The organism is Vibrio sp. 2096, assembly GCF_033339595.1.
Classification (GTDB): Bacteria; Pseudomonadota; Gammaproteobacteria; order Enterobacterales; family Vibrionaceae; genus Vibrio; species Vibrio alginolyticus.
The window spans coordinates 299,462-326,045 of the sequence record NZ_JAWOUX010000001.1 but is presented as its reverse complement, the minus strand read 5'-3'; the positions used below and the strand labels follow the sequence as shown (position 1 = coordinate 326,045).

The following is a 26,584-nucleotide window of genomic DNA, read 5'->3' as shown; positions in this document are numbered from 1 at the left end:
TTATGACCAAACAACAAATGATCGCCCTGTTTATCGCCATGATCATCACCAGTGCCCTCGTTTCGGCCGTCACAATTATGGGCGGAATCTGGTACTTAAACAAACACGCTCAAGAGTCACCTGACTCTGGTTCACTGATCGAAGACTCTCCACTGTCTTTTTTGGTCACAGAACAACCGACAAGTAAAGGTCCTAGCTTCCATCCTTTGGACAAAGTCGTTTTGACCGTTAAAGGCAAGAAACAGACTCACTTTGTGATGCTAGAACTGGCAATTGAGACACGCCGTCCAGAGCGTATCAAAGAGATCGATGAATACATGCCTATGGTACAAAACTCTCTATTAAAACTGTTTAGCGACAAAACGTTTGATCAGTTACAGCAAGCGGGTGCCATCGATATTCTGCAAGACGAAGTGAAGCAAACGCTTCTACTCGCTTTTGCTAAAACAGACATCGTCCGAGAAATCGACGATGTTTTGTTGACTAAATATGTTGTGCAATAACGGAGCACAACCATGTTAGACATGAATGTACAAGACACTTACACCACAGAAGAGGAAGTGACAACACCGTCACGACCAATTGATGAAAACGCATTGCTACAACGTCATCAGGTCATGGTAAAACGCGTAGTTAACCAGCTGCGCGTTCATGCCACTTCTCACTGTAGTATTGAAGATATGCAGCAGATAGGCCTTATCGCTCTAGTCGAGGCTGGACGCCGATATGGCGATGTTGACGATCCTCACTTTCCTGCTTTCGCCGTTTGTCGAGTTCGGGGAGCTATTTTAGACGAATTACGCCGACTAGATTGGCGTTCACGTAAGACTCGTCAACAAGCCCACGAGCTCAACGACGTGACTCGAGATCTCACTCGAACGTTAGGTCGAATGCCAACGGATGCCGAAATCATCCAGGCTTTAGGGACGAATGAGCAAGATTATTACAACCGCCAAAATGCCGCTCTCGCAGGCGAGATGCAAAGCCTTGACCAACTGATGGAGAGCAGCGGTGATAGCTACATTGGCGGGCAATACGATGGCATGGAACATGAACATATTCGTCGTAGTTTAGACAGTGCTTTGGGTAAATTACCTAAGCGCGATCAACTGCTCCTGACTCTGTTCTATCAACATGAACTCAACTTACACGAAATAGCTCTGGTATTGGATCTGACACCACCTCGTATATGTCAGCTTCACAAACAAGCGCTGAAACAACTCAACCAATTAATGTCCTCTTAGGAGTCACAAGATGCAAAAGTTTTTTGGAGTGCTCACTATCCTGGTGTGCGTCTTCGGTGGATATATGTGGGCCGGTGGTAGCTTAGGTGCTATCTGGCAGCCAGCCGAATTCCTTATCATTATTGGCGCCGCTGCTGGTTCTTTGATCATCGGTAATCCGCCTCATGTACTGAAAGAAATGCGTCGCCAAGTGCCAGCGACCATTAAAGGTCCAACAGAAGAGCATGAGTACTACATGGAATTAATGGCACTACTCAACAACTTGCTAGAGACAGCGAGAAACCGCGGATACAAGTTTCTGGATTCTCATATTGAGGCTCCGGAGCAAAGCTCTATGTTCCTCGCTTACCCGACGATCGCAGAAGATCATCGCCTAATTTCTTTCATTACTGACAATTTACGTTTAATGGCAATGGGACAGATGTCGCCTCATGAATTAGAGGGACTGCTAGAGCAAGAAATCGAAGCAATACAGAACGAAATGCTTTTACCTTCACGCTCACTACAGCGTACAGCAGAAGCACTACCTGGCTTCGGTATTCTTGCAGCAGTTGGTGGCATCATTATCACCATGCAAGCTATTGATGGCTCAATCGCTATGATTGGTTATCACGTTGCGGCAGCTCTCGTTGGTACATTCATTGGTATTTTCGGTTGTTACTGTGGCTTAGATCCACTAAGTAACGCCATGGCTCAGCGAGTAAAACGTAATATGACTGCTTTTGAGTGCGTTCGTGCAACCTTGGTTGCCTACGTAGCGAAAAAGCCGACATTGCTCGCCATTGACGCTGGTCGTAAACATATTCAGCTAGACATCAAACCAACATTCAACCAAATGGAGAAGTGGTTAGCTGAACAGGAGGGATAATGCAAAAACAAGAGCATGTAGTGTTCAAACGTGCCAAAGTATACAGCCATGATGAGTCGTCTCATGGCGGCGCGTGGAAAGTCGCGTTTGCTGACTTCATGATCGCCCTAATGGCGCTGTTTCTTGTACTTTGGGTTATGCAGGTGGTAGACAAAGAAGAGCGTAAAGCGATTGTTGCCCACTTGCATAGTTCAAGCGTATTCGACAAGAGTTACGGCAACCCATTTGATACATCACAAAGTATTTCTCCTATCGACTTGGCACAGGACTCTTCTGTGCCAAGTAAACACAACTCCAACCATGTGGTAAGCTCTTACTTCAAAGGTGATGGGGATGGACCAGAAATTGATTCTTTGATTCCTGGTAACTTCGATACTCAAGAGCAACTTGCCGCACTAGCGAAAGTAATTGAGCAAATGACTGCCCAAATTAATGCGCAGGGAAATGTAAACGTCACGGTGACACCACAAGGTTTGCGTATCGTCCTTCAAGATGATTACAAACAGCACATGTTCAGCCGTGGTGGTGCAGAACTTACTCCTTTTTTTGAAGATTTACTGCTCGCACTAGCACCTGTATTTCATCGTGTTAACAACCCTCTGATCATCAGCGGACACACAGATGCAATTCCATTTAAAAAGCGTTTTGGTCGTCAATCTAACTGGGCGTTATCAGCCTCTCGAGCAGACATAGCAAGAAATACGTTAGTTGAAGGCGGTATGCCGGATGATAGAGTAATGCAGGTAACGGGTATGTCAGATAGAGCGCTGCTTAATCCTGATGAGCCAGATTCTAGCGAAAACCGTCGTATTGAGCTGTTTGTTTTAACGACTCCTGCCGCTAAAGTGCTTGAGACCCTTTTTGGCAACCACCAAGAAAGCGAACTGCAAAAAGCGAAAGAGAAGGCTGAATTCAACCAACCAGTCATTCGTCAAGAAGTCATCAATTACTCCGGCGATACCGCCACCAGCGAAGTAAAAATTCAAGAATTATAATCTTAAAAGGTCACCACTCTGATGGTGACCTCTCTAACCAAAGCCTCTGTTACTGTGACTTTTTAGTTGAGTTCTATATGCACATAACATCATCCGAAAAAAGAAAAAGCGACTTACTAAAGAAAGCCTTTTTATGGCTCATTGTCTTCGATTACCTTTTATTGGCGTTTTTCTTAACTCAGCTATCAAGTATGACATTAAACAGCGGAACCATGATCAGCTTGTTACTTGTAGTTTATAACGTCTTACTTGTTTCGCTATGTTTTCAACGAACCAACAAGCAGGACTCTTACATTATCTACCCTGTTTTGTCCGCAACGTTATTAGCATTTGTCTGCTTTCTTTACTTCTTTTTTTTAATTTAGCTCCCCGACTCGACCATTGATTTTACTTTTACTGCTTTTTCGAAGTGGTCGAGCTGATGAGTCTGAATCCACCACGTAGCCGCTTCCATCAACAGCTCTGGGTCGTCATTTTTATTAGCGAAAAACGCATAAAATGAGAGACCAACCAATTCACCTTTACTCGCGATCTTTTTGTCACAGACCTCTATAATTTTGTCTCTCAGCGAAGCTCTCATTTCTAATCCCTTAACCTAGTACATACTCACTAACCATACGGTTGAAAGAAATCAAATCAAACGAGCCTTTAATTTCAAAACGCACTCTTCCCACCTCACTCATGAAGAACTCGATTTCACAATCCAAATCAAAAGTACCAGAGGTCTCGATAGAAAATGCATTGATCTTACTGTAAGGCAAAGAAGTGTAATCCACTTTTGAGCCGGTAATCCCTTGCACATTTGCCGCTATCACTCGCTTGTTCGTAAACACCACTTGGTCACGAACTGTTTTAAAAGCAGCGAAAATAGTCTCACCATCAATCAAGAACTTAAGGAAGTCTTCTCTGGCATTAGAAACGTCAATCGGCTTAAGCTTAAATACAGAGGAATTGTCGAAATCAATCATAATTAATCCTTTGAGTGGGCGTTAGAACGAATTATCAACGTATCAGATAGCACCACTTTTGCCTACTCGCAACGCACGTTTCTGCTTGATTCGCCCAACAACGAAGCGTCACTCACTTCCACCCTTGCATCCATTGCTCAGAGTCTTTTAGGTCTTGCCAGTTCATCTCTCGGTCGCGTTTACTCATGACTGCCTCGATGACACATCTCACAACGTTACCATCTTCATCTAGTTCCATTTCCGTCACGACAAAATGCTTCTCTTTGTTTTTAGGTGAAATTGCCGTCCATTTACTGTGCAATAGTTTCTTAGGGTGGATTCTGTTCATCGCATTGTACCAATTTAACTACCATGTTGATGTATACGACTGAATACCAAGAGAGAATCAGATTTTGTTTTTGCAAACCGACAAAAGATAAAACCGCAAAAGAGATCACTCCCTTTCGCGGCTCTAACTACAATCCGACTAGGTCTTCTGACCATTCAGTCGAGGGTTTAAGTACTGACTTTGTAGCAACTGTAACCCTTTACCGACCAGAACAATCACTATCGCGCCAATCAGGACAGGCGTGAAGAGAAAACTCCATCCCTGCCCAGACGCCATGATCAAAATTGGATTTGCACCCGCAGGTGGATGAGTGGTCTTCGTAATCAGCATCGCAGACACACCCAGCCCCGTCGCAATCGCGAGCGTGACCGGCGTGACATCAACATACTGGCTAAACGCAATACCGATAGAGGCCGTGATGAAGTGACCAATGATCACGTTTTTGGGTTGAGCAAGAGGGCTGCCTGGCACCCCAAACACCAGTACTGCGGTAGCACCAAATGGTGCCATCAGGAGTACAACCTCCGTCAGTGATACCTCAGCGTAGGACAATACGCCAATAGCCAACGTAGCGCCAAGCCCGGCAACCAACGATAAAATTAAATTATTCATAAACACCTCAAAGTAGACCGAATTGTCTACAAAATAAAATAGACAAATCTGTCTACCTTTGTCAATATGTGTTTATGGAACTTTTTGAGGACATAGTTATGAACAAAAAGAAACAGTTATTGATCGACACAGCTTTGTCACTGTTTTATAAACAAGGCATCAACTCTATTGGCATCAATGAAGTCCTCAATGTTTCCGGCGTGGCTAAACGCACGCTATATAACCATTTTGAGAGCAAAGAAGCGCTTATCATCGCCGCATTAGAACAACGCCACCAAGTATTTATGGAATGGTTGGAGGAAAAGCTTTCTTCAGCACAAACGTGCGCGGAGGTGATCGATCAGTTATTTACAGCACTCAACGGCTGGTTTCATGGCTCTGAAGAAAAGTTGGGCGAGTTTCGCGGTTGCTTTTTCATCAATACGTCCGCGGAGTTCAGTGACGACAGTGGCGAGATCGCAACGTATTGCCGCTACCATAAGCAGCAAGTCAGAGAGCTAATTCAACGCTATCTCAAATCAGACAACGCTGCATTACTTGATGCCATTTGCATCATGAAAGAGGGCGCGATCACTACCGCTTACATGACGAAAGAGTACGACAACGTCACGAAGAAATGCGTGACCATTTTGCACACGCTTTAATGCGTTCAGGTATAGTCATTTGCGAATTAAGTATTCAAACCAAAGGCACCAATCGGTGCCTTTCGTTTTAGTTAGTGAGTGTACTTACAGCTCGTGCTCGGTACGAGCAATGATATCGTCTTGAGCATCTGGTGATAGCGCGGTGAAAAACGCTGAGTAGCCTGCAACTCGCACGACAAGATCACGATATTGCTCTGGGTTCTTCTTCGCAGCTAGCAAGGTCTCACGAGAGACGATGTTGTACTGCACGTGCCAACCTTTGTGGTGGTTGAAGAAGGTACGAATCAACATAGAAAGCTTGAGCTTATCCCCTTCAGACTCAACCGCTGCCGGGCTTAACTTCTGGTTAAGCAGCACGCCACCAAGGATCTTATTCGCTTGGATCTTACCGACCGAGTTGTATACCGCTGTTGGACCTAAACGGTCTGAGCCAGAGGATGGGCTTGCACCTTCTGCCAATGGCGTTTTCGCTTTACGACCGTCTGGCGTTGCCATAGTTGAAGCGCCAAATGGGACGTTTGCCGAGATACTTGATGTACCTGCGTAGTAACCTCCGCCAATTGGACCACGCCCATGACGCGTATTAACGAACTGCTCTAGCTCATCAATGTACACTTGGTAAGCGTCTGCCAGTAGTTGGTCTACTGCATCATCATCGTTACCGTATTTTGGTGCAAAGTTGATAAGACGTTGGCGAAGCTGTTCGTTCTCCATGCCGTCGAAATCTTCAGCCAATGCTTTTGCTAGCTGTTGTTGTGAGATAAGGGGCTGGGTGATTTGCGCATCATCGAAAACAAGATGTTTGATTGCTGCTAGGCTGTTACCCAAGTTCGCGATACCGACTTGCAAGCCAGATACCCAATCGTATTTCGCGCCACCTTCTTTCACGGTTTTACCGCGAGCCAAACAGTCATCCACCAGCGTTGAACAGAAGATGTCTTGAGCTTGCTGTTCAAGTACGCTGTCGACTACCGTATCAATCTCAATCGATTTACGGGTGTAGTAGCGGATTTGCTCTGCCCAAGAAGCCGTCACTTGCTCAAAGCTCTCAAAGTTGCCTTTTGCTAATGACTTATCGTGCGGCAAGAAAGCTTTACCCGTTGTTGCATCCACACCTTCGTTCAATGAAGCGAGCAGGATACGAGCGAAGTTAATGAAGCTCATACCCGTACAACGGTAACCCCATTTGCCCGGAACCGCCGTCTCGATACAACCGATAGATGCGTAGTTGTACGCGTCTTCTTTCTCTACGCCAAGCTTGATGAATTCAGGAATAACAATCTCATCGTTGTTGAACGCTGGCATACCGAAGCCACATTTAATCACTTCGATACAACCCATTAAGAACTCTTGGTTCAAACCTTCGTGGTAGCGCACACTCAAGTTAGGTTGCGTCGAACGTAACTGACCGCAAGATTCCAGAATCGCCCAAGAAAGTGGATTCACTGCGTCTTCAGGCTCACCCTTTTCATTCAACTTCTGACCGCCGATACACACGTTTTGGTACAGCGGAGAACCTGCCGATGCTTTTGAGTGCGCGCCAGAGCGAATCTTGTTTACTTCAAGCAGCTTCAACCAGCAGCTTTGTAAAAGCTCTAGTGCAAAGTCTTTTTCAATCGCGCCGTTTTCGATATCGCGAACATAAAATTCGTTTAGGAATTGGTCCATACGACCGAAAGAAACCGAGTGACCATTCGATTCGATTTGTAACATCAACTGAACGAAGTAGCTCAATTGCAGTGCTTGCCAGAAGTTTTCTGGTGCGTGGTTTGCTACATGACGACAGTTTGCCGCAATGCTTTCTAACTCAGCTTTGCGCAGCGGACGCGTCTCTTCTAGCGCCATTTTTGCCGCCAATTCAGCATAGCTCACCATGTGGTCTTGAATGGCAAGCAGTACAATTTCGACCGATTTGTAGAACTGCTCTTTCTTCAAGCCTTCAAAGGTCGAAACATCATTGTTAGCACGGTGCTGACGAACATCCTCTAGCAAACCGTTCATGCCTAGCTTAAGGATTTTCTCGTTATCCACCGCTAGGTGTGCGTCACCCGAAGTCATGTTGCCTTCGGCTTTAATGATGGTGCTGGCTAAGATTTCTTGCTGCTCATCAGTAAACAAGCCATAACAACGGTCTTGAACAGTTTTACCGCGCCAGTACGGTGTGATGCTGTGAATGCTTTGCTTATCTTCTTCAGTGACCGCAAAGCCTGCACCAGGGCGGTCGGCTAGCTCATCAATTTCCGCTTCAATCCAACGTACAGTGTATTCTGGGAAAATAGGCGCAGCACGTACTTTGCTCGCTTGGTTACCGACGATTAGCTCATCGTGTTTAATCCAAATCGTACGAGTGCGTAAGTGCTCTTGCAGTGCTAACGCACGTTGGACAATCACAGGTTTGTCTTCGTTTGCTTGATAAGCACGAGTGTATGCCTCTGCACGCTCGGTACAGACAGGTGGCGTTACGATATTTACCAGTGCCGATTTGTGCGCTTTGATACGCTCAGGAAGGTAATTCAGGTCCATAGTTAACCTCTTACAATCACGTTAAGTTGGGTGTTTTCGCTTGCGTATTGCATGGCGCTTTCTAGCAGTTCTGGTTTGTTTAATGGCTTGTCAGAACACTCGTAAGGCATATCGAGCAAACGGTATTTATTGATGCCGAGCGTGTGGTACGGCAGCAAGTGAAGTTCTTGGCAGCTTTCTAGTGAAGCCGCAAAATCGATGATGTCTTTCAACTCTTCGATGGTGTCATTGAACCCCGGCACCACTGGAACGCGAATCACAATGCGCTTCGCGATAGGTGCCAGTTTTCGGAAATTGTCTTTGATGCGTTTTAGTGAACCTTTCGCCCAGCTAAGAAACTTTTCTTCATCGGTGTGTTTTAAATCCGCCAACCAGCAATCAATATGCGGCGCGGCTTTTTCGACATTCTTCCACGGCACATGCATGCACGATTCAATCGCAGTCGATACTTGGTTGTCATGCAGACGCTGCGCGAGTTCCGCCACCAAATCGGCTTGCATAAGTGGCTCACCACCGGAGAAGGTCACGCCACCTTGGCTTTGGTCATAGAAAGGTTTGTCCTTCATTAAGATGTCGAACAGCATGTCTGATTTCGCCTCTTCACCGCAGACTGTCAGTGCTTGCGTCGGGCAGACATTGCGCAGCGCGATCAGTTGGTCTTCTTTGATGGCTTTGCGATTGATGATGATCTGGTTGTCGATACGTTGAATACCATCACTTACCGTTTCACTACCCGCTGTGGATTGAGTTGTGGCTTGATAAGCAGAAACGCACAGCTGGCAATCTTCCATACAGCTTCGCTGATCAAACAGCAGTGAAAGCTTTTCGCTGCGGCTTTCTGGGTTTTGACACCAAGGGCAAGACAAGCTGCATCCTTTAAGAAAAAGAATGGAACGAATGCCATCGCCATCATGGGTAGAGAATCGTTGGATATTGAAATACATCTCTGCTTGCCTCTTGGTTTCGCTTTCGCTGTGTACTTAATTCGTTTCTTTTTGCTGGTTAAGTCTTATGAACGGCTTTTGTTTGTTCGAATTGAAAGCTTCATTTGAGCGTTCATAAATTTCACTCAACTTTCATTTAGTGAAATTATTATAGTTTCAAATGAAATTTCAATTGATCAAAATCAAGATCTCGTTCGATTGTCAGATCTATAGTGATCCCATCATCAAAACCAAGATTTTGTTTAAGGTAGAAACCATGATTGAACTTTATTTAGATACTGCTGATGTGGCAGAAGTAAAACGCTTTAACCAGTGCCTACCGCTAAAAGGCGTGACAACAAACCCAAGCATTTTGGCAAAGTCAAAACAGGGACTGAATGAAACCCTAACAGGCATGCAAGAAGCACTTGGTGGTACACCTCGTTTCCACGCGCAAGTCGTGAGTTCAACTGTCGAAGGTATGGTGGCAGAAGCGCGCCAACTGAATGAATTGCCTTACGATATGGTGGTAAAAGTGCCAGCAACAGAAACCGGCTTAGCTGCAATTAAGCTAATGAAAAAAGAGGGAATTCAGGTTCTTGCTACCGCTATCTATTCAGCTCAACAAGGTTTCCTCGCAGCACTGTGCGGTGCAGACTACCTAGCACCTTACGTAAACCGCATTGATGCGATGAACGGCAACGGTGTTGAAGTGGTCGCGGATCTTCAATTGTTGCTCGATCAAAACCAACTACCAGCGAAGATTTTGGCAGCCAGCTTCAAGAACACTCAACAGGCGATGGAAGTGATGAAACTGGGCATCGAAGCGATTACGCTACCGACCGATGTAGCAGCACAAATGTTCGCTCACCCAGCAGTAAAACCGGCGGTTGAGCAGTTCGATAAAGACTGGAAAGAGACGTTCGGCGAGAAACTTTCATTTGAAAGCTAATTAAAAGTAGCAGTTAGACGTCTCAATGAATAATAAAGGGAGTCTTAACTCACCTGTGCGCCGGTGAGTTAAGATTCCCTTTTGTATTTCAGATAGAGAAGTAGCGCTACAGTAGTTCTCTATTGGTCAGTGACCAAAGGTACACGCGCTTGAGTAAACTGATTTTGATCCTTTTACGAATACCTCGTTTGGAATGGCGGAGTCGGTTTGGTAGCGCAATGGCTTTCATCTCGGTTTTCATTGCTTTTCCATCCAACAACACAGTAGACCTCCGATGCTATAAGCCAGCAGATCTTTCCAATCAAATGTGGCGCCCAAAATTACAGCCAGAGGCGATGAAGGTTCGATACCAAGCCAAGCTACGACCTGAAGCAATTGCCCCAACTCGACAGCAAACGCAATCAACACCACCAGTGAAACCAGCCAGTTAACGGGCATGGAGAACAAGCTTGCAAGAAAGTAGTAGAGCCAAACCACAACCAGAACATCACCAAATGTCGGACGAATAAAGCTGTCTCGAATATAGAGCGCAATAACGACCAATACGATAAAACACACCAAGCTTTTCAGTCCATTTTTTGCAGAAAATCGCAGGTGGATAGCGCACGTTTCTTCCACCATATCGCTTGGCTGACCAGTGAGAGTTGCTCGCTTAAATATCTTCATGATTCGCCTTTGCACTTTCTTCTTCTTTCTTATTTCGTGCGTACCAATCGATGTTGCGTGTAATGACCATAGTGAAGCTCAAAATTGCGAAACACAGTAATGTCCCCATAACCAATGCGTAGCTTTCTGCTTGTAGCAAGCCAAACAGTAATCCGTAGAGAGTGAGCAAACACACTCCGAATATCGCGCCGTGTTTGGTGTTGCTCAACATACCGCTCACGTACACACTTAAAAGCCCCGTCGATGCGACTGCCGACACCACATATGCCCAGTTAAAGCCCAGATGTTCACTCATCGAAATCAACAACAGATAGAAAAGCGCTAAAGCCAGACCAATAAAACCGTATTGCACAGGGTGAACCGGACGCGCTTGGAACAGCTCCAGTAAGAAGAAACTCGCAAACACTAATGTGATAACCAATAGTGAATAGTTCACAGCTCGGTGGGATTTCAAATAGTGGTCCACGGGATCAATCAAATCTACGCCCATTTGTCGCTGTTCAAGCTCGTGACAAGCGTGATTCGATGACAAACAGCTTTGGAACAGCTGCGCGATATTGGTAGAGAAGTTATTGCTCGCCCATTGTGCATTAAATCCATCCTCAGAGACTTCTGATGACACCGGTAAGTAATCACCGATAAAGCTTGGATGTGCCCAAGTTGAAGAGAGTTCAACCGTTGTTTGACTGCCGATTGGTGTGACTTGAAGCTGCCCCATCCCTTGTAGCAAGAAGTTAAGATCGAATGCCAAAGGTTGTGCTGGGTTTAGGTCTGCAAGTGTCAGATCACTGTGGAAGCCTTGTGGTAACTGATTTAACCCCGTTCCCGGTGCGACTTCGATATCAGAGCTCGCCATGGTCATGTCATCCAAACGAATCAATCCACGGCTGTCTTCAATGCCAACGACTAGGCTCATGTTGTCAATATCAAGCCCCTGCAATGCCGTGAGATCGTCTGCATCGAAAGTGCCTTTCAGTGCCACTTGTGCTTTGTATAAACGCGCGCGGTAAATGCCTCGGTACTTTTCAAAACTGTCCAGATTCGCGCTCATATCAAAAGTGCTAGGTAGGAGGAATTTACGACGCTCTTTAATCTGTACTTTGTCATCTCGGTAACTGGTTTCGGTGTAGTTAACCATGATGAATGGGCCAATGATGCGCTGTTCGCCGCTGCTGCTGCGTGCGATGTCGTTTCTGACTTCATCTTGGCGATATGAGCGTTCTGAGATCAGCCCTGTGACCATTGAAAGCGGGATTTGCAGTAAGACAAACAAAAACAGCACGAAGGCGAACTTCGTGCCGAGTTGGTTATTGAGGATCTTTTTCATGTTTCATTCTCCATTTGCTGATGGAAGTAATCTAAATCAGCAATTTGGAGAACGAATAGAGCTAATGTGGAGTTTCTATGGAGTTGGTAAAATCAGGGTCACTTTCACGCCAGAATCGACGTTTTCGACTTGTAACTGACCTTTGTGCAGCTTGATCACTTGCTCAACAAAATTCAGCCCGAGCCCAGTGCTCTTAACGCCATTTTCCCGAGCGAGGGAGTAGAAGCGTTCCGTCAAACGCGACATCGCGTAGTCGGGAATGTGAGGACCTGAATTGAAAATCGACAGGCACATTTTCTCTTTCGCGACCTCAGCTTTCCATTCAATGCATCCCTCCGAATCAACAAAATCCAGCGCATTGTCCATCAAGTTAAAAACGGCTTGTTTCAGTAAGAAGGCATCACCAAGCACGGCGAGATGGTCATCAATTTGGATGTTGGCAATCACCGACTTTGCACTCAAGCGCGCATCCGCCGATTCAACCACTTCATTGACCATTTGTTTTAGCGAGATAGCTTCGACTTGCTCTAGCTCGGGGCGCTTTTCAAGACGAGCCAGTTCGAGCAACTTATCAATCAATGACTGCATGCGGTCGCTTTCTCGCTCAATGTTGCCAGCAAAGCGCGTGACCTTTTCTGCAGGCAACGGCATTTGCAATATTTCACTCGCGCCTTTAATCGCTGATAACGGGCTTTTCAGCTCATGAGTCAGCGTCTGTACGTACTCTTCCACATATTGTTTACCATCGAGTTGATTGCGCATCTTCTCTAATGCGTCGCTTAGCGTGCCGTACTCATAAAAGATACGAAATGTCGGCTTAGAGACCTTTTCACCTTCACCCATTTTGGTCGCGTAGTCTTCTAGCTTGTTCAGTGCTGAGTGAATTCGCCAAGCAAACAATGCCCCTGCCAATAGCACTAAACCACTCATCCACACCATCCAAAACAGCACATTGCGTTTAGAAAGATCGATGAAGGGTTGTACTGAGCGATTGGATTTTGCCACCGTCACGCTGCCAATGATTTCACCTTTGTGGTAAATGGGCGCAGCCACGTGCATAACGGTTGAGAGCGGATCTTTCGGGTCTTCGATGGTACTGCGCGCGCCGTATTGACCACGCAACGTGAGATATACATCGTTCCATTGCGAGTAGTCTTTGCCTACGTCTTGCTGCCAAGAATCCGCAATCACAATGCCTTGTTTATCGGTAATGTAAATTCGATGGTTAATCGCTTTTTTGCCAATTTCCCAAATGCGCGCTTGAGGCTCTCGCTGCCCATAAGCCGCTAGTAGTTTGGAGAAGCGACTTTCAGACAACTTTCCGTTCGCAACATCTTCTTCTGCCAATACTGCAAGCAAGTTCGCCATATCCACCAGCGTCTCTTCGGTGGTTTGACGCACGGTTGGCTTAAGTTCTTGGACGACCGTTTTGCTCACCATGTAAGCCGTCATTCCGACTAAGATGAAGTAGAGAAAAAACAGTCTGAGTCCAAGAGGGATCTTCGGCCAGCGATTCATCATTCACCTTTAATGCAGTAAAAGTAACCAAAGCCACGCTTGGTACAGATGCGTTCAGACATCTCAAACGGCTTCAACTTATGGCGAATGGCTTTGATGTGGGTATCAATATTGCGCTCGTACGCAGCTTCCGGCGCCATGTCAGCAGCGACCATAAGTTGCTCTCGGCTCAATACATTGGAAGAGACAGAAATCAGTTTATCGAGGATTTTGAACTCCACCGCGGTCAGCCCAAGCATTTGCCCGCCAACACCGTAGTCGAAGTTCTGCGCAACTAAATCATGGTTCAATGGAGGTTGTTCTGGAACAGCTACAGGCTCTGGTTTGTCCTCCATCATTGGCGCTTTAGCTTTGATTCGAAGTTTAATGCGAGCCAACATTTCGCGCGGGCTAAATGGCTTAGTCACGTAATCATCCGCGCCAATTTCCAAACCGACTACGCGGTCAATTTCATCGCTTCTTGCGGTGAGAAAGATTATGGGAATATCAGAAAACTCACGGATGGTTTTGCATAATTCAAAACCATTGCCATCCGGTAAGCCTACGTCTAACACAAGTAACGCTGCGGAGTTGTGCTGCAAAAAAGCTAAGCCCTCTCCTGCTGTTGCAAACCACTCTGCGTGGTAGCCATCCATCTCTAATACATGAATCAGGTTCTCTGCGATAGCAGATTCATCCTCGATAATAAGGACGGTGGGTTGTTCGCTCAATGTCTTAGCCTCATTGACGGTGTTTATCTTTATGTTGGTATTATCACTTAATTTGGGGCCAAGGCTAGTGGATTGATGCAGCAAAGGCGCAGTTCGTGGATAATACTAATCAAACACACTTCTATTCAGCATAATAAATTTATCACTTAGATTAATGAGTCACCACAATTGTGAATACAATGATTTCAACCATTGATATGAACAGTGTTCATTTTAAACTCAAGTTATCAATTCGATTTTATTTAAAGGACAGTCACTGATGAAAAGAGCGCTAATCCCCCTGGCTTTACTGACTTTGCTCTCAGGTTGCGCCAGCATGTCTCCGGATGAGTGCAAAACGGCGAACTGGTACAACGTAGGTTATCAAGATGGCCGAGATGGCAACGATCCAAACATTATCAATAGCTATACCGAAGACTGTGGTGAAGCGGGTGTGACACCCGACCGAGCGAAATGGAAAGAAGGCTTTGATAAAGGCACTATCCAATATTGCTCACCAGACAATGGGTACACTGTCGGTATCGAAGGCAAAGAATATTACGGTGTATGCAGCAGCAAAGAGTTTATTGAGAACTACCAGTTAGGTCATCAAGAATATCAACGCCAGCAACGCATCCAACAAATCGATACTGAAATCTCGGTCATCGATAATCAGCTTGATGGCAATCCAGACAAAGATAATGCCAAGAGACTGAAAGAGAAGAGAAAGCGATTGGCTGACGAGCGTTCAAGCCTCTTGTCGCCAACCATCAACTTGAATCTGAATTTCTAAATCGATTGGATTTAGCTTCTAAAAATTCATGGCCCTAGCTCAGTTCTAGGGTCATGAATTGACTGTTCGGATCGAGTTCGTAATCCCCGAACGGCTCGCAGTACACAAAGCCATGCTTTTCATACAACAGGCGCGCTGGTTTAAAAAACTCCATCGAGCCCGTTTCTAAACTCAAGCGCTGCAAACCTTTTTGCTTCGCTTGCTCAATCACATGAATCAATAATTGAGATGCCACACCTTGGTTTCTTGCCGTAGGCGTGGTGCGCATGGATTTCAGCTCCGCGTGTTGGTCATCCAACTCTTTAATCGCCGCACACCCAAGCAGTTGCTCACCTTTCCATCCTGTCCAAAATGTCACTTCTGGCGCTTTGAGCTTATCTAAATCTAACGCATGCACGCTTTCTGGTGGTGACGTGGCGTACATGTCCTGTAAATGTCCTTCCAACAGCGCTATCACTTGCGGCCGTTCTAAATTGTCGATTTCAATCCTCATCTTTCCATCCTTGGTTTTTCCTAGCTAAAGCGGCTGTCTCATAATATGTTGCGGTCCAACGGGGCCCCCGTGGTAAAGCTCATTGGTATCTTCAAACCCTGATTTTAAATAGCACTGATAAGCGGGTATGTTACGGCAATTCACAGTGAGATAAAGCGCATCAAACTCGGGATAATGGCGTTTGGCGAAATCGGCAAACTGTTGAATGGCTTGCTTGGCGATGCCTTTGCCTTGATGACGGTGATCCACCAGCAAAGCACGTACGCCTAAACTGTTTTTCGGGCAAAAATCGTATTTCTCGCTGTAAGCTGCATCAAATAGAAAAAAGCCAACCACGTCATCGTCTGCCAAAATCAGATGCGGAAGCTCTGTGGGTTCAAGACGTGTAAGCATTTCACCCACATCCGCGACCGTAAACTGCGATTGCTCTTCTAGAACGCTAAGTTCGCAAGTGTGTTCATGTCGCTCAGGCGAATACTTTTCAATAGTAATCATAATCTTCCTTGTTGTTTTTATGCTCGATTCATACAGGGTATGTCGTAAATAGAAATACCTAGTGTCGTATTTCCCACTCGCAGGCAAACGTTTAGCACTCTATTATCCTCGCCATTCGATAGAGAGGTTTCCATGTCCCGTTTTTTACTTTGTAGTTTTGCACTCGTTTTACTCTACCCTACTGCCATTGATTTGTATCTTGTTGGTTTGCCTCAAATTGCGTCAGATCTCAACGCCAGTGAGTCTCAGTTGCATATTGCGTTTTCGATCTATTTAGCTGGCATGGCTACCACCATGTTATTCGCGGGGAAAATTGCAGACTCTGTGGGACGAAAGCCTGTTGCCGTCGTCGGCGCGATGATCTTCGTGCTCGCGTCTTTTCTCGGCGGGATGGCTGAGCAACCAAACACTTTCTTGATTGCTCGCTTTTGCCAAGGCATCGGGGCTGGATCTTGCTATGTCGTCGCGTTCGCGATTTTACGCGACACATTAGACGATGAACGCCGCGCGAAAGTATTGTCGATGCTCAATGGCATCACCTGTATCATTCCAGTGATCGCACCCGTGATTGGTCACTTGATTATGCTGAAATTTCCTTGGCCGAGTTTGTTTACCACGATGGCAGGAATGGGCATTCTCGTCAGTGTATTGGCCATTTTTGTTCTCAAGGAATCACTACCCAGCCAACAAGGTGAAGAACAGACAACGCCAGAGAGCCATCAAGAGACTTTCTTCGAGCGATTTTTTATCAGTAGGCTGATCATTACTGCACTTGGAGTGACCACCATCCTGACCTTTGTTAACGCTTCACCAATTGTTGTGATGAGTATGCTTGGTTTTGATCGCGGTGGCTATTCTTCCATCATGGCGGGGACTGCGACGATCAGTATGTTGATTTCGTTCTCGGCGCCATTGGCATTGGGGATTTTCAAGCAGCGAACCTTAATGATGAGCTCTCAAGTATTGCTCGTTTGTTCAGCCATCGTGCTCAGTGCAGCCCATTTCCATGATGGACAACCTTTTTACTATGTGTTCGGACTTGGGCTGATTTGCGCAGGCTTCGCTTGTGGCTTTGGCGTGGCCATGAGCCAAGCGCTCAGCCCATTCTCTCAACAAGCTGGCGTGGCAAGCTCGTTACTGGGCATTGCTCAAGTTTGTAGTTCCGCGTTCTATATTTGGTTTATGGGTTTCATCGGCGTTACTGCACTGAATATGTTGGTGTTTATCTTAGTGCTAGGTAGCGTAATCAGCCTTGCTCTAATACTATTGATTCCAAAGCCTGTTCACGATACCCATTATGAAGAAATCCCTAGCGCGACTTGATTTAAACTTACTGTTCACTCTGCAATTATTGTTGCAAGAGCAAAGCGTCTCGAAAACCTCGAAAAAGCTGAACGTTACGCCCTCTACCGTAAGTAAGTCGCTCAACAAACTTCGTCATTGGTTCGATGATCCTTTGTTTGTCAAAACACCTAAAGGTCTTGCGCCAACGTCTTTGGCGCAAAGCATGGAGCAAGATCTTGCAGAATGGCTGCAAATTGGCAGCCAGATTGCAGAAAAACGCAGCGATATTACGCCTAAAGGAGTGCGTTTTGATATCACGATTGAGTCGCCATTAGTGCTCACAGTGCTGGACAGACTCATCGTCGCTATCCACCAGCGATACCCTGAAGCGAAAGTAAAAACCAGTAACTGGGATTACGATTCACTCGACGCCATCATTCGAGGCGAGGCGGATATCGGTTTTACCGGCCGAGAAAGTCACCCGAGATCGAAAGAGTCGTTGGATCTTCTGCCGTATTTCTTGGATTTTGAGATTCTATTTTTTGACCTGCCGATGGTGTATTTACATAAAGATCATCCGGCATTACAGCAAGAGTGGAATCTCGAGACCTTTCTGAGCTACCAACACATCAATATTGTTTGGGAAAAAAGTGAAACTTGGGCGTTGGATGAAGTATTAACGGAACTAGGGCTACAGCGCTCTATCGGGCTGACGATGTCCAACTTTGAGCAATCCCTTTTTATGGCAGCGCAGCCGACGCATGACATGATCACCACCGCGCCGCACTATTGCAAAAGTTACACAGAAAAGCTGCATCTCGATTTGGTGTGCTTGCCAATTCCATTAGACCAAGCTCAACAAGACAAGTTACTGATTCCATTTACCATGATTTGGCATAAACGCAATGCGTACAATCCCAAATTGCTATGGTTGAAAAACACCATTAAGTCATTGTACAAACAACCTTCCCAACCACAATAAGACTCAGGCTAAGGTCAGGTTTTCTCTGGTTATTTTTAATGACTTTCTTGCTCTGATAGCTATAACTAATCACTTTATCAACTAATAAAAATGTTCTTTTGGATCTACACTAGCTGTTCATTTACACGCTAAGGATCAAGGATGTCGACCTTTTTACTCACTGCCATTGCAATGCTGGCGTTCGCTGCCAATTCATTATTGTGCCGACTTGCATTGGCCGAAGGGTTAATTGATGCAGGAAGCTTCACTCTCGTTCGATTGATATCTGGCGCTGTTATCTTAATCGCATTGCTTGTCGTGAGAGGTCAGTGGAAAACCGATCGGCCAACGTCTCGCTTTCGCTTTTTTGCTGGCGTGGCGTTATTTGGTTACGCTGCCCTTTTCTCTTTCGCGTACTTACAACTGGCGACAGGAACAGGTGCTTTGCTTTTGTTTGGTGCCGTGCAACTTACGTTACTGGCAATCTATTGGTGGCAAGGTGAGCGCTTTCAGTTTCTCGAAATCATCGGTATCGGCCTTTCAATTGTTGGATTTGTTTGGTTGATGTTGCCATCTGCCACGCGCCCCGATATTAGCTCTGCACTTCTCATGTTGATTTCTGGCGTTTGTTGGGCTGCGTTTACTGCGCTCGGTAAACAAGCGCCTTCTCCAAGTAGTGGAATCACGTGGGGATTCATCGCAGCATCAATAATTGGCGTGCTCCTTTCGCCATTAATCTTGTCCTCAATCCACCTTTCTTTGAGCGGAGTGTTGCTCGCTATCGCATCTGGTGCCATTGCCTCTGGCCTTGGTTATACACTTTGGTACCAAGTCGTACGTAAGCTCTCTTTACTTCAAGCCGCCGTCAGCCAACTTTCCGTGCCAGCCATTGCTTTACTACTCGGCAGCATCGTACTCCACGAGCCTCTTTCACTGCATACTCTTTTAACCAGCGGCATCATTCTTGGTGGGATCGCTTTGGTTTTTTTATCTCGATCCAAAAAAACAAACGAACAATCGGCAAGCCGATAAAAAGTAATAACTTTCCCTCTCAAATACCCATTCATCATCTATGCTTTTTAAAGCAGTAAAGCTCATTGCAGATGGTACAAGTGGTCTGCTTTGGTACCAGGCGAAGAATATAAGGTGAGAATTGGCTCACACAATGCAGCGATTTTGTTTCAAAAGTGAGAATCATCACAGATCGCGAATTTGCTCGTTTTAGGCGTTTCACCAATAACGCCAAGGGCTAGCACGAGATCAAGCCAAATACGCACTTTTTGTTTTGACAAAGGGTTTACAAAGCACACTTTTTCACCCGCTATATTCCGCCCCCCGAATTTATTCAGAACAAGATTCTGATTATTCATATAAGAAATTCATCAACTTATAACGATAAGCCTGAGCAAACTTTGACACTATGAACGACAAAATAAAATTCGCTATTAAAGTATCGCTTAGCCTAACTCTGGCTTATCTGATCCCGTTTGCCATGGGTTGGCCGCAAGCATCGACGGCCGCAACCACAGTGATGCTGATTGCATCCACAGGCAGTCGTCGTGAATCCCTCGCCAAAGGTACCTTACGCGTGTTAGGTACATTGGTTGGTGCCGTGGTTGGCTTGTTACTGGTGGGGTTGTTTGCTCAAGACCGCTTGCTGTACATGCTGAGCGTGTCGGTTGTGGTCTCATTCATTTTTTACTTCCGTAATGCCTATCAAAAAGATCCTACGCTACTCATGCTGACCGGTGTGATGACGTTGATGATGTCCAATGGCGGTGACGCAGAAGGTGCGTTCCTTTATGGCGTTGACCGCGCCTATATGACGGTGTTTGGGGTGGTGGTTTACACACTCGTGGGAACTTTCTTATTCCCGACCAAAACAGAACAAAACCTAAGACAGCTCATCGAACAACTCAACCAAGCACAACGCGCGTTGTTCACCACTATCTTGCAAAATTTCGAGCAAAAATCGGCAGGGCGAATCTCTCCTCAAGAAGGCGGAGAAGAAAATCCAGAAGCGGAAGAGCCACAACCTAGCGTGGACACTCTCATCGAACAGATGTTTGCCGCTCAAAATGCGCTCGAACAGCGCTTTGCCACGGTCAGTGTGGAATGCAGCGACGTGTCCGCCTACATGAAAGAGTGGCGCTTGGCAGTTCATTTGAACAAACAGGTAACGCAACAATTGACCGTCGCGGCGCACAGCCACTTTAGCCACCAGCAAGACCGTGAAAGCATCAGCAACTTTGATCAAGCCGTGGCGGAAATTGACGCGCTATTTGATACCTGCCAACAAGTCTGGGACGAAAAAGAACCCGCTTATCGTGCTCAGGAATTCAAAGTCAAATACAACCAAGCGTTGCTTGAGGACGCAGCTCACCTAGAGAAAGGCTCTGCGCTTACGCTTGGTCACCTATTGGAACTGATGCATCAAAACTTGTCACGTTTAGCTGAGAGCATTAGCTGTATTGACTCTGTGACGAATAATGTCTCCTTTGACGTGCCACTGCCGAAACCGAAAGGCAAGTTTCTATGGTGGGACGCAGAAAACTTTAAAACTGCGGTCAAAACCTTTGTTACCTATTGGGTTGCAGGACTGATTTGGATTTACTTCAATCCACCAGGCGGCTACTCATTCGTGGTCTTCTCGACCATGTTTATGTCTTTGCTGTCGTTCGTGCCTGTGCACCCAATTTTGTTGCTTGTGCTGTTCACTTTCGGCTTCTTGTTCGCGGTACCTTCTTACGTCTTCATCCTTCCGCAATTGGATCTCGGATTAGAACTTGGCCTGTTTATCTTTATCTACACCTTTATCGGTTTTTATCTGTTTAACGGGCCAGTGACGATTTTCTATATGATTGGCTTGTTTGTTCTCGGTTTAGATAACAACATGTTCTATCACTTCGGGATCCTCATGACGATCATGCTGTTGTTTTACATGGTGGTGTTCATGATTATTTTCGCGCACTACTTCCCGTTTAGCTCACGACCAGAACACCTCTTTTTGACCATAAAAGAACGCTACTTCCGACATACCCGAGAGCTCTTCACTACCTATCAACAGCAGTCCAGCTCGGTTGTTACGCCGCTCAAACGGGCCTTGCACTTGGTGACGCTCAATGTCTCATCGAAAAAGCTCAAAGTGTGGGGTTCGAAAATCAACCACAAACACTTTGATAAAACCACGCCAGAAGCGATCGGCGCGTTTAGCAAAGCGTGTGATGTACTCAGTAATCACATCAACATCTTAATGGCCGCCGAGAAAAAGTTGATGACCAATCCACTAATTACTCAGCTTCGCCAACAGCACCGCGATTCCATCATTCCTTTGATGGCGGGCGCTTTAGCCAGCCATCAAGCAACACAAGAACTCGACTCCGTATTCGACCAATACAGTCAAGATTACCAAACATTCGAAGATAAACTGGAAGATTTTTTTAGTGAGTTGGATTTATCTGACTACGCTTATTCAGAGATAGCCGGTTTTTATATCTTGCTGAATTTAAAACGGAACGTGTTCGAAGCAATCAAGCATTGCAAGCAAACCTACGAGGATATCGATTGGGTGAACTTACAACAGAAGCGTTTTTAAAGGTGGGGATATGATGCTTCCAAAACTAACCAAACCAAGCCTCGCCATACTTTCTTTGCTCGGACTCAGTGCGTGTACCACGGTAGGACCAGATTATGTTCATCCAAAGCAGGCGCCACTGCCAAGTGACTGGTCGGTGCAAAAAGCAGCAGCCAAAGATACGCAGCAATCAGAGCAACAGCTACAACAATGGTGGCAGCAATTTAATGACTCGACTCTTAATCAGCTGGTTGAGTTGGCGAGCAAACAAAACCTCGATTTAGAAGCCGCAGGGCTACGAATTGTACAAGCACGTTCATTGCTTGGTATTTCGACGGGCTTGCAATACCCACAAGTTCAAACCGTGTCAGGAAACCTAGCGCGTGCCTACGTAAATGATCAGGGCGTGAATAACGCCACTTTGTCGTTTGATGCTGCTTGGGAAATGGATGTTTGGGGCAAGTATGCTCGCGGTATTGAGTCGGCAGAAGCGGGTTACTACGCATCCATCGCATCGTATCACGACATCATGGTCACTATAACCGCCGAAGTGGCGCGCAATTACATCAACTATCGCACATTCCAAGAACGTATTTTGCTGTCTCGCCGCAATATCGAGATTCAAGAGCGTGTCGTACGTATTACTCAGGTGCAGTTCGACTCTGGCAACGTTACAGAATTGGACGTTCAACAAGCTAAAAACCAACTCTACACCACCAAAGCAGCGTTACCGAGCCTCGAAGTGGCAATGAAGCAGTCACGTACTGTGTTGGCTTTGCTACTGGGTCTGTTACCAGAAGAAGTAGATCGACTGCTACAGTCGGATGGGATGCACAAGCAAATCGCTGAGTACGAAGCCCAGTTCAAATCGACGGGCAGAAAATCGGCGCTATCAGGCACCGACGAGCGCTCCATTGTGCCACGTCCACCGCTTTTGGATACGCAAGTGGATGCTAACTTAGTGATGCGACGTCCGGATTTGCAAGTCTCTGAGATGCAAGCTCGCGCGCAAAGTGCGCAGATTGGCGTGGCAGAAACCGCTCTGTACCCAAGCTTTTCGTTGTTCGGTTCCATCGGTATCGACAGTACGGTTCCCGATGGCAGCAGTTTCAGTTTTAGCGATTCGCTCACCATGGTGGTTGGCCCAACGTTCAGTTGGAACATTTTCCAATACGGACGCGTGAAAAATAACATTCGTTTCGAAGATGCTCGCTTCCAAGAAACGCTGACGAACTACAACAAAAAGGTACTGCAAGCCGTTAATGAAGTCACCAATGCAATCGAAGCGTATGACCTGTATTTGCAACAAAAAGATTTACGCTTGCAATCGGTCAACTCTTCCATTCGTGCGTTCAACATATCCATGACACAGTACGAAAACGGACAAATTTCATTCGAACGTCTGCTCAACTCGGTAGAGAAAATGACCCGCGCAGAGGACAGCTACGCAACGATCAAAGGTAATGTTGCGAACCAAGTTGTCGCGCTCTACAAAGCCCTCGGTGGAGGCTGGCAAACCCAAACAGGCAAACCCTTCCTCAGTGAATCTATTGCCAAGCAAATGACAGAACGAACTGACTGGGATGGTTATTTAAATGAAGAAAACCGCGTATTGCCGCCTTTGCGCCTCGAAACTCCGGCTGAGACCAGTGATGAAAACAAAACGGAGGATCGGTAATGCCTCATGAACTCTCTTGGGGAGACGTTTACTTTTCTCCTACGCTACTCGTGCTCTTTCTCGCCGTCACGGCCACGTGGATAACGGTGATGATATTGAACAAGACACGTTTGTCTCGCTTCATCGCTTTTCCGTCTCTGACGTTTATTGCCATCATGGTCGGTTATGTGGTGGCCATCGACAGCTTTTATATTCAATTTTAGGTGCCAAACAAGATGAAAAAACTATTCGTAATCGCACTCAATCTTGTCATTCTTGGTGGCGCAGCTTGGCTCGGCTATCAAAAGTTTGAGGAATACTTTAATAACCCATGGACACGAGATGGGCAAGTGCGTGCTAACGTCATCAAAGTGGCTCCTCGCGTATCAGGCCCAATTGTAAATGTCGCGGTGCAAGACAACCAAGAAGTAAAAACGGGGGATTTACTGTTTGAAATCGACCCTGCGACTTACCAGGTTGCGTTATCTCAAGCCGAAGTAGCACTGGAGCGCTCCATTGTTAGCTCTCGCGGTAAAAAAATCGAATATGACCGCTTAAAAGACATTCGTGCCAAAGACCGTGGCGCAGTTTCTCATAAGGATCTGATTCGTCGTGAAATCGCTTACGAAGAGTCGCTACTGCAAATCAAATCTGCAGAAGAGCAACTAAAATCAGCACGCCTTAATCTCAGCTTTACCAAAGTTTATGCGACCGTCGATGGTTTTGTATCTAACCTCGATATTAGAAACGGTACGCAAGCGGTCGCAAACCAACCACTGCTCGCACTGATCGACAAAAACAGCTTTTGGGTATTTGGTTTCTTCCGTGAAAACCAACTTGCGCAAATCGAACCTGGCAGCCAAGCGCGTGTCACTTTGATGTCTCACCCAGACACGCCAATTGACGCGACGGTTGACTCGATTGGTTGGGGTATTGCGCCCAAAGACGGCACGGTCGGCTACAACCTTCTGCCAAACGTAAACCCTGTTTTTCAGTGGATTCGCTTAGCACAACGTATTCCGGTGCGAATCTCCCTACAAGAACTTCCTGAAGATGTTGATCTTCGATTCGGGCTTTCTGCGTCCATCATGGTGATGAAAGAGTCATCCGCAGACAGTGAACAATAACTAAGTGAGAAGAGCCATGGTCATTGGTAAAAACCTCAAAAACATTAATGAAGAAAACAACTTCTTCTATCTAACCTTAGCGCTAGTGATTTTGTTGCTAGGGAGTGCGATGGCACAAGTAGTAGGTGAAGGGACGATTGAACACATACTTCAGGCTTTCACGGTTCTGACGTTTATCGTCTGTTTTGCGAGCCTTCGCTTTGACAAAACCTGGTCTCGTTTCCTCTACAGCCTGTTTGGTGTTTGGGTTCTTGTGATTGTGATCAAGACCGTTTTCGACATCAGAGAGATGAATGTGGTGATGCTTGCCCTCACCTTTGCGTTCTTTTTCGGCACTTTTAAATCCATCGCAAGACAGATTCTTTTCACCGGCCATGTCAACAGCAACAAAGTCATTGGCTCGGTAGCGCTTTTCTTGCTGCTTGGTCTGATGTGGGCGATTGCCTACCTCATTCTGCTTGAGTTTTCGCCTGAAGCCTTTACCGGTATGGAAGCGATTTCTTGGGGGCAGAACTTCTCCAATGCAGCGTATTTCAGTTTCGTTACCTTAACCACGCTCGGTTATGGCGACATTAGTCCTCTAACACCACTGGCTCAAGTCGTGGTGTATTTAGAGGCCATCACAGGTGTTTTTTATATGGCGATTGTTGTTTCAAGTCTCGTCAGTTCTAACATTGATCATCAGGTAAACAAAAATGGATAAACAATCGGTAAAAATCGACAGTAAGCTTTTCATCAGTAATATGGTGGAATCAGCAATACGCATTGGCTTGATCTTTGTCTTGCTGATGTTTACGTACGACATCATCAAACCCTTCATACTTCCGGTTATTTGGGGCGCTATTATAGCCGTCGCTTTAATGCCGCTTACCCAAAAATTGCAGCGTGTATATGGTGGTCGCAGAGGCCTGGCAGCCACAACCATTGCTTTACTTGGTATTGCCCTCCTTGTCACGCCACTTGTTATGGTATCAGGCTCCATTGTGGATGGTGCAACGCACGCGCTTGAAGTACTACAAAATGGACAAGTGAAAATACCAGGGCCAAAAGCTTCCGTAGCGGATTGGCCTATCGTGGGTGATAAGCTCTACGAAGTGTGGACCCTATTCGCTACTAATCTTGAACAAGCTATTCAAACCTTTATGCCACAAATAAAGGCAGGGCTCACATCTTTACTGGGTACACTTGGGGGCGTATTGGGAAGTTTACTGCTTTCAATCTTGTCACTTGCGATTGCAGCAGGTTTCATGACGTACTCTGAATCTGCGGCATCAGGCCTAAGAACCATCGCGATTCGAACCGCAGGTGAAAACGCAAAAAGCTGGACCACGCTTATCGCAGCGACAATTAAAAGCGTACTGCTTGGCGTAGTCGGTGTAGCGGCGATTCAAGCACTGTTGATCGGTGCTGGTTTCTTCGTATTTGGCGTTCCGGCAGCAGGTTTACTCACACTGCTTCTAATGATTTTATGTATCGCTCAGCTCCCGGCGTTGCTCGCTGTGCTACCTGTGATTGGCTTCATGTACATGACCCAAGACACCTCAACAGCAACCATGTTTACTGTTTGGGTCGTAGTTGCGGCTCTTTCTGAAAACCTGTTCAAACCAATGTTAATGGGACGTGGCGTCGACGTGCCAATGCCTGTGATTCTGCTCGGTGCCATCGGTGGTATGCTTTTCTACGGCATCGTTGGTCTGTTCTTAGGTGCCGTTATCCTAGCAATTTGGTATGAGTTATTTGTTTGGTGGTTAAGCATTGAGAAAGCACAACAGCAAGAAGAAATGGCAGAACAACAAGACGCTTCTAATGACCAATCAGAACCTGGACACGGTGCAGGCATATAATAAATCAATAAGTTAGAAATAAATTTAATCTATAACTTATGATATCAAACCGCTGCATTTCAGCGGTTTGATTCTATTTGGATCACAGTTTCGTCGTAA

The 26,584-nt window shown here is 46.0% G+C and carries 29 protein-coding genes; 17 read left to right on the top strand and 12 right to left on the bottom strand.

The annotated features are described in order from the left end of the window. Positions 1-2 precede the first annotated feature (2 nt). The 5 genes from fliL (at position 3) to R7Q41_RS01455 (ending at position 3,472) form a co-directional block, all read left to right on the top strand. On the top strand, positions 3-503 hold the full coding sequence (gene fliL, locus R7Q41_RS01475) for a flagellar basal body-associated protein FliL (protein WP_005375011.1): 501 nt from the start codon (positions 3-5) through the stop codon (positions 501-503). A 12-nt stretch (positions 504-515) separates the two neighbouring features. After that, positions 516-1,244 carry a FliA/WhiG family RNA polymerase sigma factor gene (locus R7Q41_RS01470; RefSeq protein WP_005375008.1) on the top strand — a complete coding sequence of 243 codons (729 nt, stop codon included), beginning with the start codon at positions 516-518 and terminating at the stop codon, positions 1,242-1,244. Between the two features lie 10 nt (positions 1,245-1,254). Then, entirely contained in the window at positions 1,255-2,112 is an 858-nt protein-coding gene (gene motA / locus R7Q41_RS01465) for a flagellar motor stator protein MotA (RefSeq protein WP_005375006.1), read from the top strand. Continuing rightward, positions 2,112-3,107, top strand: coding sequence for a flagellar motor protein MotB (locus R7Q41_RS01460; protein WP_262674443.1), 996 nt, complete (start codon positions 2,112-2,114; stop codon positions 3,105-3,107). Before motA ends, R7Q41_RS01460 begins: the two co-directional genes overlap by 1 nt. Before the next feature lie 77 nt (positions 3,108-3,184). Then, positions 3,185-3,472: a hypothetical protein gene (locus R7Q41_RS01455; RefSeq protein ID WP_005375002.1), complete on the top strand. Its 288-nt coding sequence runs from the start codon at positions 3,185-3,187 to the stop codon at positions 3,470-3,472. Here R7Q41_RS01455 and R7Q41_RS01450 read toward each other — a convergent pair. From R7Q41_RS01450 to R7Q41_RS01435, 4 genes are all read right to left on the bottom strand, one after another. Further along, a complete protein-coding gene (locus tag R7Q41_RS01450; protein WP_005375001.1) occupies positions 3,469-3,687 on the bottom strand; it encodes a DUF6500 family protein in 219 nt (72 codons plus the stop codon). The genes R7Q41_RS01455 and R7Q41_RS01450 overlap by 4 nt on opposite strands. A 10-nt stretch (positions 3,688-3,697) precedes the next feature. Further along, positions 3,698-4,075, bottom strand: a complete 378-nt coding sequence (locus R7Q41_RS01445; protein ID WP_005386881.1) for a PH domain-containing protein — start codon at positions 4,073-4,075, stop codon at positions 3,698-3,700. Positions 4,076-4,187: 112 nt separating this feature from the next. Further along, the gene (locus tag R7Q41_RS01440; protein WP_005374999.1) at positions 4,188-4,403 is read right to left on the bottom strand and encodes a TIGR02450 family Trp-rich protein; all 216 of its coding nucleotides are present in this window, start codon (positions 4,401-4,403) and stop codon (positions 4,188-4,190) included. Between the two features lie 138 nt (positions 4,404-4,541). Then, on the bottom strand, positions 4,542-5,015 hold the full coding sequence (locus R7Q41_RS01435; protein ID WP_064369614.1) for an HPP family protein: 474 nt from the start codon (positions 5,013-5,015) through the stop codon (positions 4,542-4,544). Positions 5,016-5,113: 98 nt separating this feature from the next. On the opposite strand from R7Q41_RS01435, the gene R7Q41_RS01430 reads away from it, so the two are divergent. Beyond that, positions 5,114-5,659: a TetR/AcrR family transcriptional regulator gene (locus R7Q41_RS01430; protein ID WP_318108663.1), complete on the top strand. Its 546-nt coding sequence runs from the start codon at positions 5,114-5,116 to the stop codon at positions 5,657-5,659. Positions 5,660-5,743: 84 nt separating this feature from the next. Here the strand turns inward: R7Q41_RS01430 and R7Q41_RS01425 are convergent, their stop codons facing one another. Together R7Q41_RS01425 and R7Q41_RS01420 are read right to left on the bottom strand one after the other, a co-directional pair. Beyond that, positions 5,744-8,182 (bottom strand): formate C-acetyltransferase/glycerol dehydratase family glycyl radical enzyme, encoded by a 2,439-nt coding sequence (locus tag R7Q41_RS01425; RefSeq protein ID WP_318108660.1) that lies wholly within the window; start codon positions 8,180-8,182, stop codon positions 5,744-5,746. 2 nt (positions 8,183-8,184) lie between these two features. Next, positions 8,185-9,126 (bottom strand): glycyl-radical enzyme activating protein, encoded by a 942-nt coding sequence (locus tag R7Q41_RS01420; RefSeq protein ID WP_318144317.1) that lies wholly within the window; start codon positions 9,124-9,126, stop codon positions 8,185-8,187. A gap of 256 nt (positions 9,127-9,382) precedes the next feature. Between R7Q41_RS01420 and R7Q41_RS01415 the strand changes: the two genes are divergently transcribed. Then, positions 9,383-10,057: a fructose-6-phosphate aldolase gene (locus tag R7Q41_RS01415; RefSeq protein ID WP_068336989.1), complete on the top strand. Its 675-nt coding sequence runs from the start codon at positions 9,383-9,385 to the stop codon at positions 10,055-10,057. 237 nt (positions 10,058-10,294) lie between these two features. Here R7Q41_RS01415 and R7Q41_RS01410 read toward each other — a convergent pair whose 3' ends face one another. The 4 genes from R7Q41_RS01410 to R7Q41_RS01395 form a co-directional block, all read right to left on the bottom strand. Continuing rightward, complete coding sequence (locus R7Q41_RS01410) at positions 10,295-10,723, bottom strand: DUF2809 domain-containing protein (RefSeq protein ID WP_025768604.1); 429 nt, start codon at positions 10,721-10,723, stop codon at positions 10,295-10,297. Further along, positions 10,710-12,050: a cell envelope integrity protein CreD gene (gene creD / locus R7Q41_RS01405; RefSeq protein WP_025768605.1), complete on the bottom strand. Its 1,341-nt coding sequence runs from the start codon at positions 12,048-12,050 to the stop codon at positions 10,710-10,712. The genes R7Q41_RS01410 and creD overlap by 14 nt, the downstream gene beginning before the upstream one ends. 75 nt (positions 12,051-12,125) lie before the next feature. Beyond that, the gene (creC, locus tag R7Q41_RS01400) at positions 12,126-13,568 is read right to left on the bottom strand and encodes a two-component system sensor histidine kinase CreC (protein WP_104980176.1); all 1,443 of its coding nucleotides are present in this window, start codon (positions 13,566-13,568) and stop codon (positions 12,126-12,128) included. Continuing rightward, positions 13,568-14,278 (bottom strand): response regulator, encoded by a 711-nt coding sequence (locus tag R7Q41_RS01395; RefSeq protein WP_191116026.1) that lies wholly within the window; start codon positions 14,276-14,278, stop codon positions 13,568-13,570. Before R7Q41_RS01395 ends, creC begins: the two co-directional genes overlap by 1 nt. A gap of 259 nt (positions 14,279-14,537) precedes the next feature. On the opposite strand from R7Q41_RS01395, the gene R7Q41_RS01390 reads away from it, so the two are divergent. Continuing rightward, the gene (locus R7Q41_RS01390; protein ID WP_005374970.1) at positions 14,538-15,050 is read left to right on the top strand and encodes a DUF2799 domain-containing protein; all 513 of its coding nucleotides are present in this window, start codon (positions 14,538-14,540) and stop codon (positions 15,048-15,050) included. Between the two features lie 34 nt (positions 15,051-15,084). Here R7Q41_RS01390 and R7Q41_RS01385 read toward each other — a convergent pair whose 3' ends face one another. Next, positions 15,085-15,543, bottom strand: coding sequence for a GNAT family N-acetyltransferase (locus tag R7Q41_RS01385; protein ID WP_005386911.1), 459 nt, complete (start codon positions 15,541-15,543; stop codon positions 15,085-15,087). 24 nt (positions 15,544-15,567) lie between these two features. Further along, positions 15,568-16,038: a GNAT family N-acetyltransferase gene (locus R7Q41_RS01380; protein WP_017820545.1), complete on the bottom strand. Its 471-nt coding sequence runs from the start codon at positions 16,036-16,038 to the stop codon at positions 15,568-15,570. 132 nt (positions 16,039-16,170) lie between these two features. Here R7Q41_RS01380 and R7Q41_RS01375 point away from each other — a divergent pair, with 132 nt between their 5' ends. The 9 genes from R7Q41_RS01375 to R7Q41_RS01335 all read left to right on the top strand — a co-directional run bounded on the left by R7Q41_RS01375 (position 16,171) and on the right by R7Q41_RS01335 (position 26,485). Next, positions 16,171-17,361 carry an MFS transporter gene (locus R7Q41_RS01375; RefSeq protein WP_138939454.1) on the top strand — a complete coding sequence of 397 codons (1,191 nt, stop codon included), beginning with the start codon at positions 16,171-16,173 and terminating at the stop codon, positions 17,359-17,361. Continuing rightward, complete coding sequence (yidZ, locus tag R7Q41_RS01370) at positions 17,336-18,304, top strand: HTH-type transcriptional regulator YidZ (protein WP_042521700.1); 969 nt, start codon at positions 17,336-17,338, stop codon at positions 18,302-18,304. Before R7Q41_RS01375 ends, yidZ begins: the two co-directional genes overlap by 26 nt. Before the next feature lie 141 nt (positions 18,305-18,445). After that, positions 18,446-19,315, top strand: coding sequence for a DMT family transporter (locus tag R7Q41_RS01365; RefSeq protein WP_161440752.1), 870 nt, complete (start codon positions 18,446-18,448; stop codon positions 19,313-19,315). 388 nt (positions 19,316-19,703) lie between these two features. Further along, positions 19,704-21,878, top strand: coding sequence for an FUSC family protein (locus R7Q41_RS01360; protein ID WP_186585081.1), 2,175 nt, complete (start codon positions 19,704-19,706; stop codon positions 21,876-21,878). Between the two features lie 10 nt (positions 21,879-21,888). Then, complete coding sequence (locus tag R7Q41_RS01355) at positions 21,889-23,535, top strand: TolC family protein (RefSeq protein WP_191116022.1); 1,647 nt, start codon at positions 21,889-21,891, stop codon at positions 23,533-23,535. Beyond that, entirely contained in the window at positions 23,535-23,738 is a 204-nt protein-coding gene (locus R7Q41_RS01350; protein WP_005374946.1) for a DUF1656 domain-containing protein, read from the top strand. Before R7Q41_RS01355 ends, R7Q41_RS01350 begins: the two co-directional genes overlap by 1 nt. A 12-nt stretch (positions 23,739-23,750) precedes the next feature. After that, positions 23,751-24,641 carry an HlyD family secretion protein gene (locus R7Q41_RS01345; RefSeq protein ID WP_047102391.1) on the top strand — a complete coding sequence of 297 codons (891 nt, stop codon included), beginning with the start codon at positions 23,751-23,753 and terminating at the stop codon, positions 24,639-24,641. 16 nt (positions 24,642-24,657) lie between these two features. Then, positions 24,658-25,344 (top strand): potassium channel family protein, encoded by a 687-nt coding sequence (locus tag R7Q41_RS01340; RefSeq protein ID WP_017634413.1) that lies wholly within the window; start codon positions 24,658-24,660, stop codon positions 25,342-25,344. Next, positions 25,337-26,485 carry an AI-2E family transporter gene (locus tag R7Q41_RS01335; RefSeq protein ID WP_017820553.1) on the top strand — a complete coding sequence of 383 codons (1,149 nt, stop codon included), beginning with the start codon at positions 25,337-25,339 and terminating at the stop codon, positions 26,483-26,485. Before R7Q41_RS01340 ends, R7Q41_RS01335 begins: the two co-directional genes overlap by 8 nt. The last annotated feature ends 99 nt before the right edge of the window (positions 26,486-26,584 follow it).

Excerpts from the sequence above, each read along its gene's own strand:
- creC (WP_104980176.1), bottom strand. The coding sequence starts at position 13,568 with ATGAATCGCTGGCCGAAGATCCCTCTTGGACTCAGACTGTTTTTTCTC.
- R7Q41_RS01385 (WP_005386911.1), bottom strand. The coding sequence starts at position 15,543 with ATGAGGATTGAAATCGACAATTTAGAACGGCCGCAAGTGATAGCGCTG.
- R7Q41_RS01350 (WP_005374946.1), top strand. The coding sequence starts at position 23,535 with ATGCCTCATGAACTCTCTTGGGGAGACGTTTACTTTTCTCCTACGCTA.
- R7Q41_RS01415 (WP_068336989.1), top strand. The coding sequence starts at position 9,383 with ATGATTGAACTTTATTTAGATACTGCTGATGTGGCAGAAGTAAAACGC.
- motA (WP_005375006.1), top strand. The coding sequence starts at position 1,255 with ATGCAAAAGTTTTTTGGAGTGCTCACTATCCTGGTGTGCGTCTTCGGT.
- fliL (WP_005375011.1), top strand. The coding sequence starts at position 3 with ATGACCAAACAACAAATGATCGCCCTGTTTATCGCCATGATCATCACC.
- yidZ (WP_042521700.1), top strand. The coding sequence starts at position 17,336 with ATGAAGAAATCCCTAGCGCGACTTGATTTAAACTTACTGTTCACTCTG.
- creD (WP_025768605.1), bottom strand. The coding sequence starts at position 12,050 with ATGAAAAAGATCCTCAATAACCAACTCGGCACGAAGTTCGCCTTCGTG.
- R7Q41_RS01445 (WP_005386881.1), bottom strand. The coding sequence starts at position 4,075 with ATGATTGATTTCGACAATTCCTCTGTATTTAAGCTTAAGCCGATTGAC.
- R7Q41_RS01420 (WP_318144317.1), bottom strand. The coding sequence starts at position 9,126 with ATGTATTTCAATATCCAACGATTCTCTACCCATGATGGCGATGGCATT.
- R7Q41_RS01345 (WP_047102391.1), top strand. The coding sequence starts at position 23,751 with ATGAAAAAACTATTCGTAATCGCACTCAATCTTGTCATTCTTGGTGGC.
- R7Q41_RS01430 (WP_318108663.1), top strand. The coding sequence starts at position 5,114 with ATGAACAAAAAGAAACAGTTATTGATCGACACAGCTTTGTCACTGTTT.
- R7Q41_RS01455 (WP_005375002.1), top strand. The coding sequence starts at position 3,185 with ATGCACATAACATCATCCGAAAAAAGAAAAAGCGACTTACTAAAGAAA.
- R7Q41_RS01425 (WP_318108660.1), bottom strand. The coding sequence starts at position 8,182 with ATGGACCTGAATTACCTTCCTGAGCGTATCAAAGCGCACAAATCGGCA.
- R7Q41_RS01450 (WP_005375001.1), bottom strand. The coding sequence starts at position 3,687 with ATGAGAGCTTCGCTGAGAGACAAAATTATAGAGGTCTGTGACAAAAAG.
- R7Q41_RS01440 (WP_005374999.1), bottom strand. The coding sequence starts at position 4,403 with ATGAACAGAATCCACCCTAAGAAACTATTGCACAGTAAATGGACGGCA.
- R7Q41_RS01410 (WP_025768604.1), bottom strand. The coding sequence starts at position 10,723 with ATGAAGATATTTAAGCGAGCAACTCTCACTGGTCAGCCAAGCGATATG.
- R7Q41_RS01335 (WP_017820553.1), top strand. The coding sequence starts at position 25,337 with ATGGATAAACAATCGGTAAAAATCGACAGTAAGCTTTTCATCAGTAAT.
- R7Q41_RS01380 (WP_017820545.1), bottom strand. The coding sequence starts at position 16,038 with ATGATTACTATTGAAAAGTATTCGCCTGAGCGACATGAACACACTTGC.
- R7Q41_RS01355 (WP_191116022.1), top strand. The coding sequence starts at position 21,889 with ATGATGCTTCCAAAACTAACCAAACCAAGCCTCGCCATACTTTCTTTG.
- R7Q41_RS01390 (WP_005374970.1), top strand. The coding sequence starts at position 14,538 with ATGAAAAGAGCGCTAATCCCCCTGGCTTTACTGACTTTGCTCTCAGGT.
- R7Q41_RS01340 (WP_017634413.1), top strand. The coding sequence starts at position 24,658 with ATGGTCATTGGTAAAAACCTCAAAAACATTAATGAAGAAAACAACTTC.
- R7Q41_RS01375 (WP_138939454.1), top strand. The coding sequence starts at position 16,171 with ATGTCCCGTTTTTTACTTTGTAGTTTTGCACTCGTTTTACTCTACCCT.
- R7Q41_RS01365 (WP_161440752.1), top strand. The coding sequence starts at position 18,446 with ATGTCGACCTTTTTACTCACTGCCATTGCAATGCTGGCGTTCGCTGCC.
- R7Q41_RS01470 (WP_005375008.1), top strand. The coding sequence starts at position 516 with ATGTTAGACATGAATGTACAAGACACTTACACCACAGAAGAGGAAGTG.
- R7Q41_RS01435 (WP_064369614.1), bottom strand. The coding sequence starts at position 5,015 with ATGAATAATTTAATTTTATCGTTGGTTGCCGGGCTTGGCGCTACGTTG.
- R7Q41_RS01360 (WP_186585081.1), top strand. The coding sequence starts at position 19,704 with ATGAACGACAAAATAAAATTCGCTATTAAAGTATCGCTTAGCCTAACT.
- R7Q41_RS01460 (WP_262674443.1), top strand. The coding sequence starts at position 2,112 with ATGCAAAAACAAGAGCATGTAGTGTTCAAACGTGCCAAAGTATACAGC.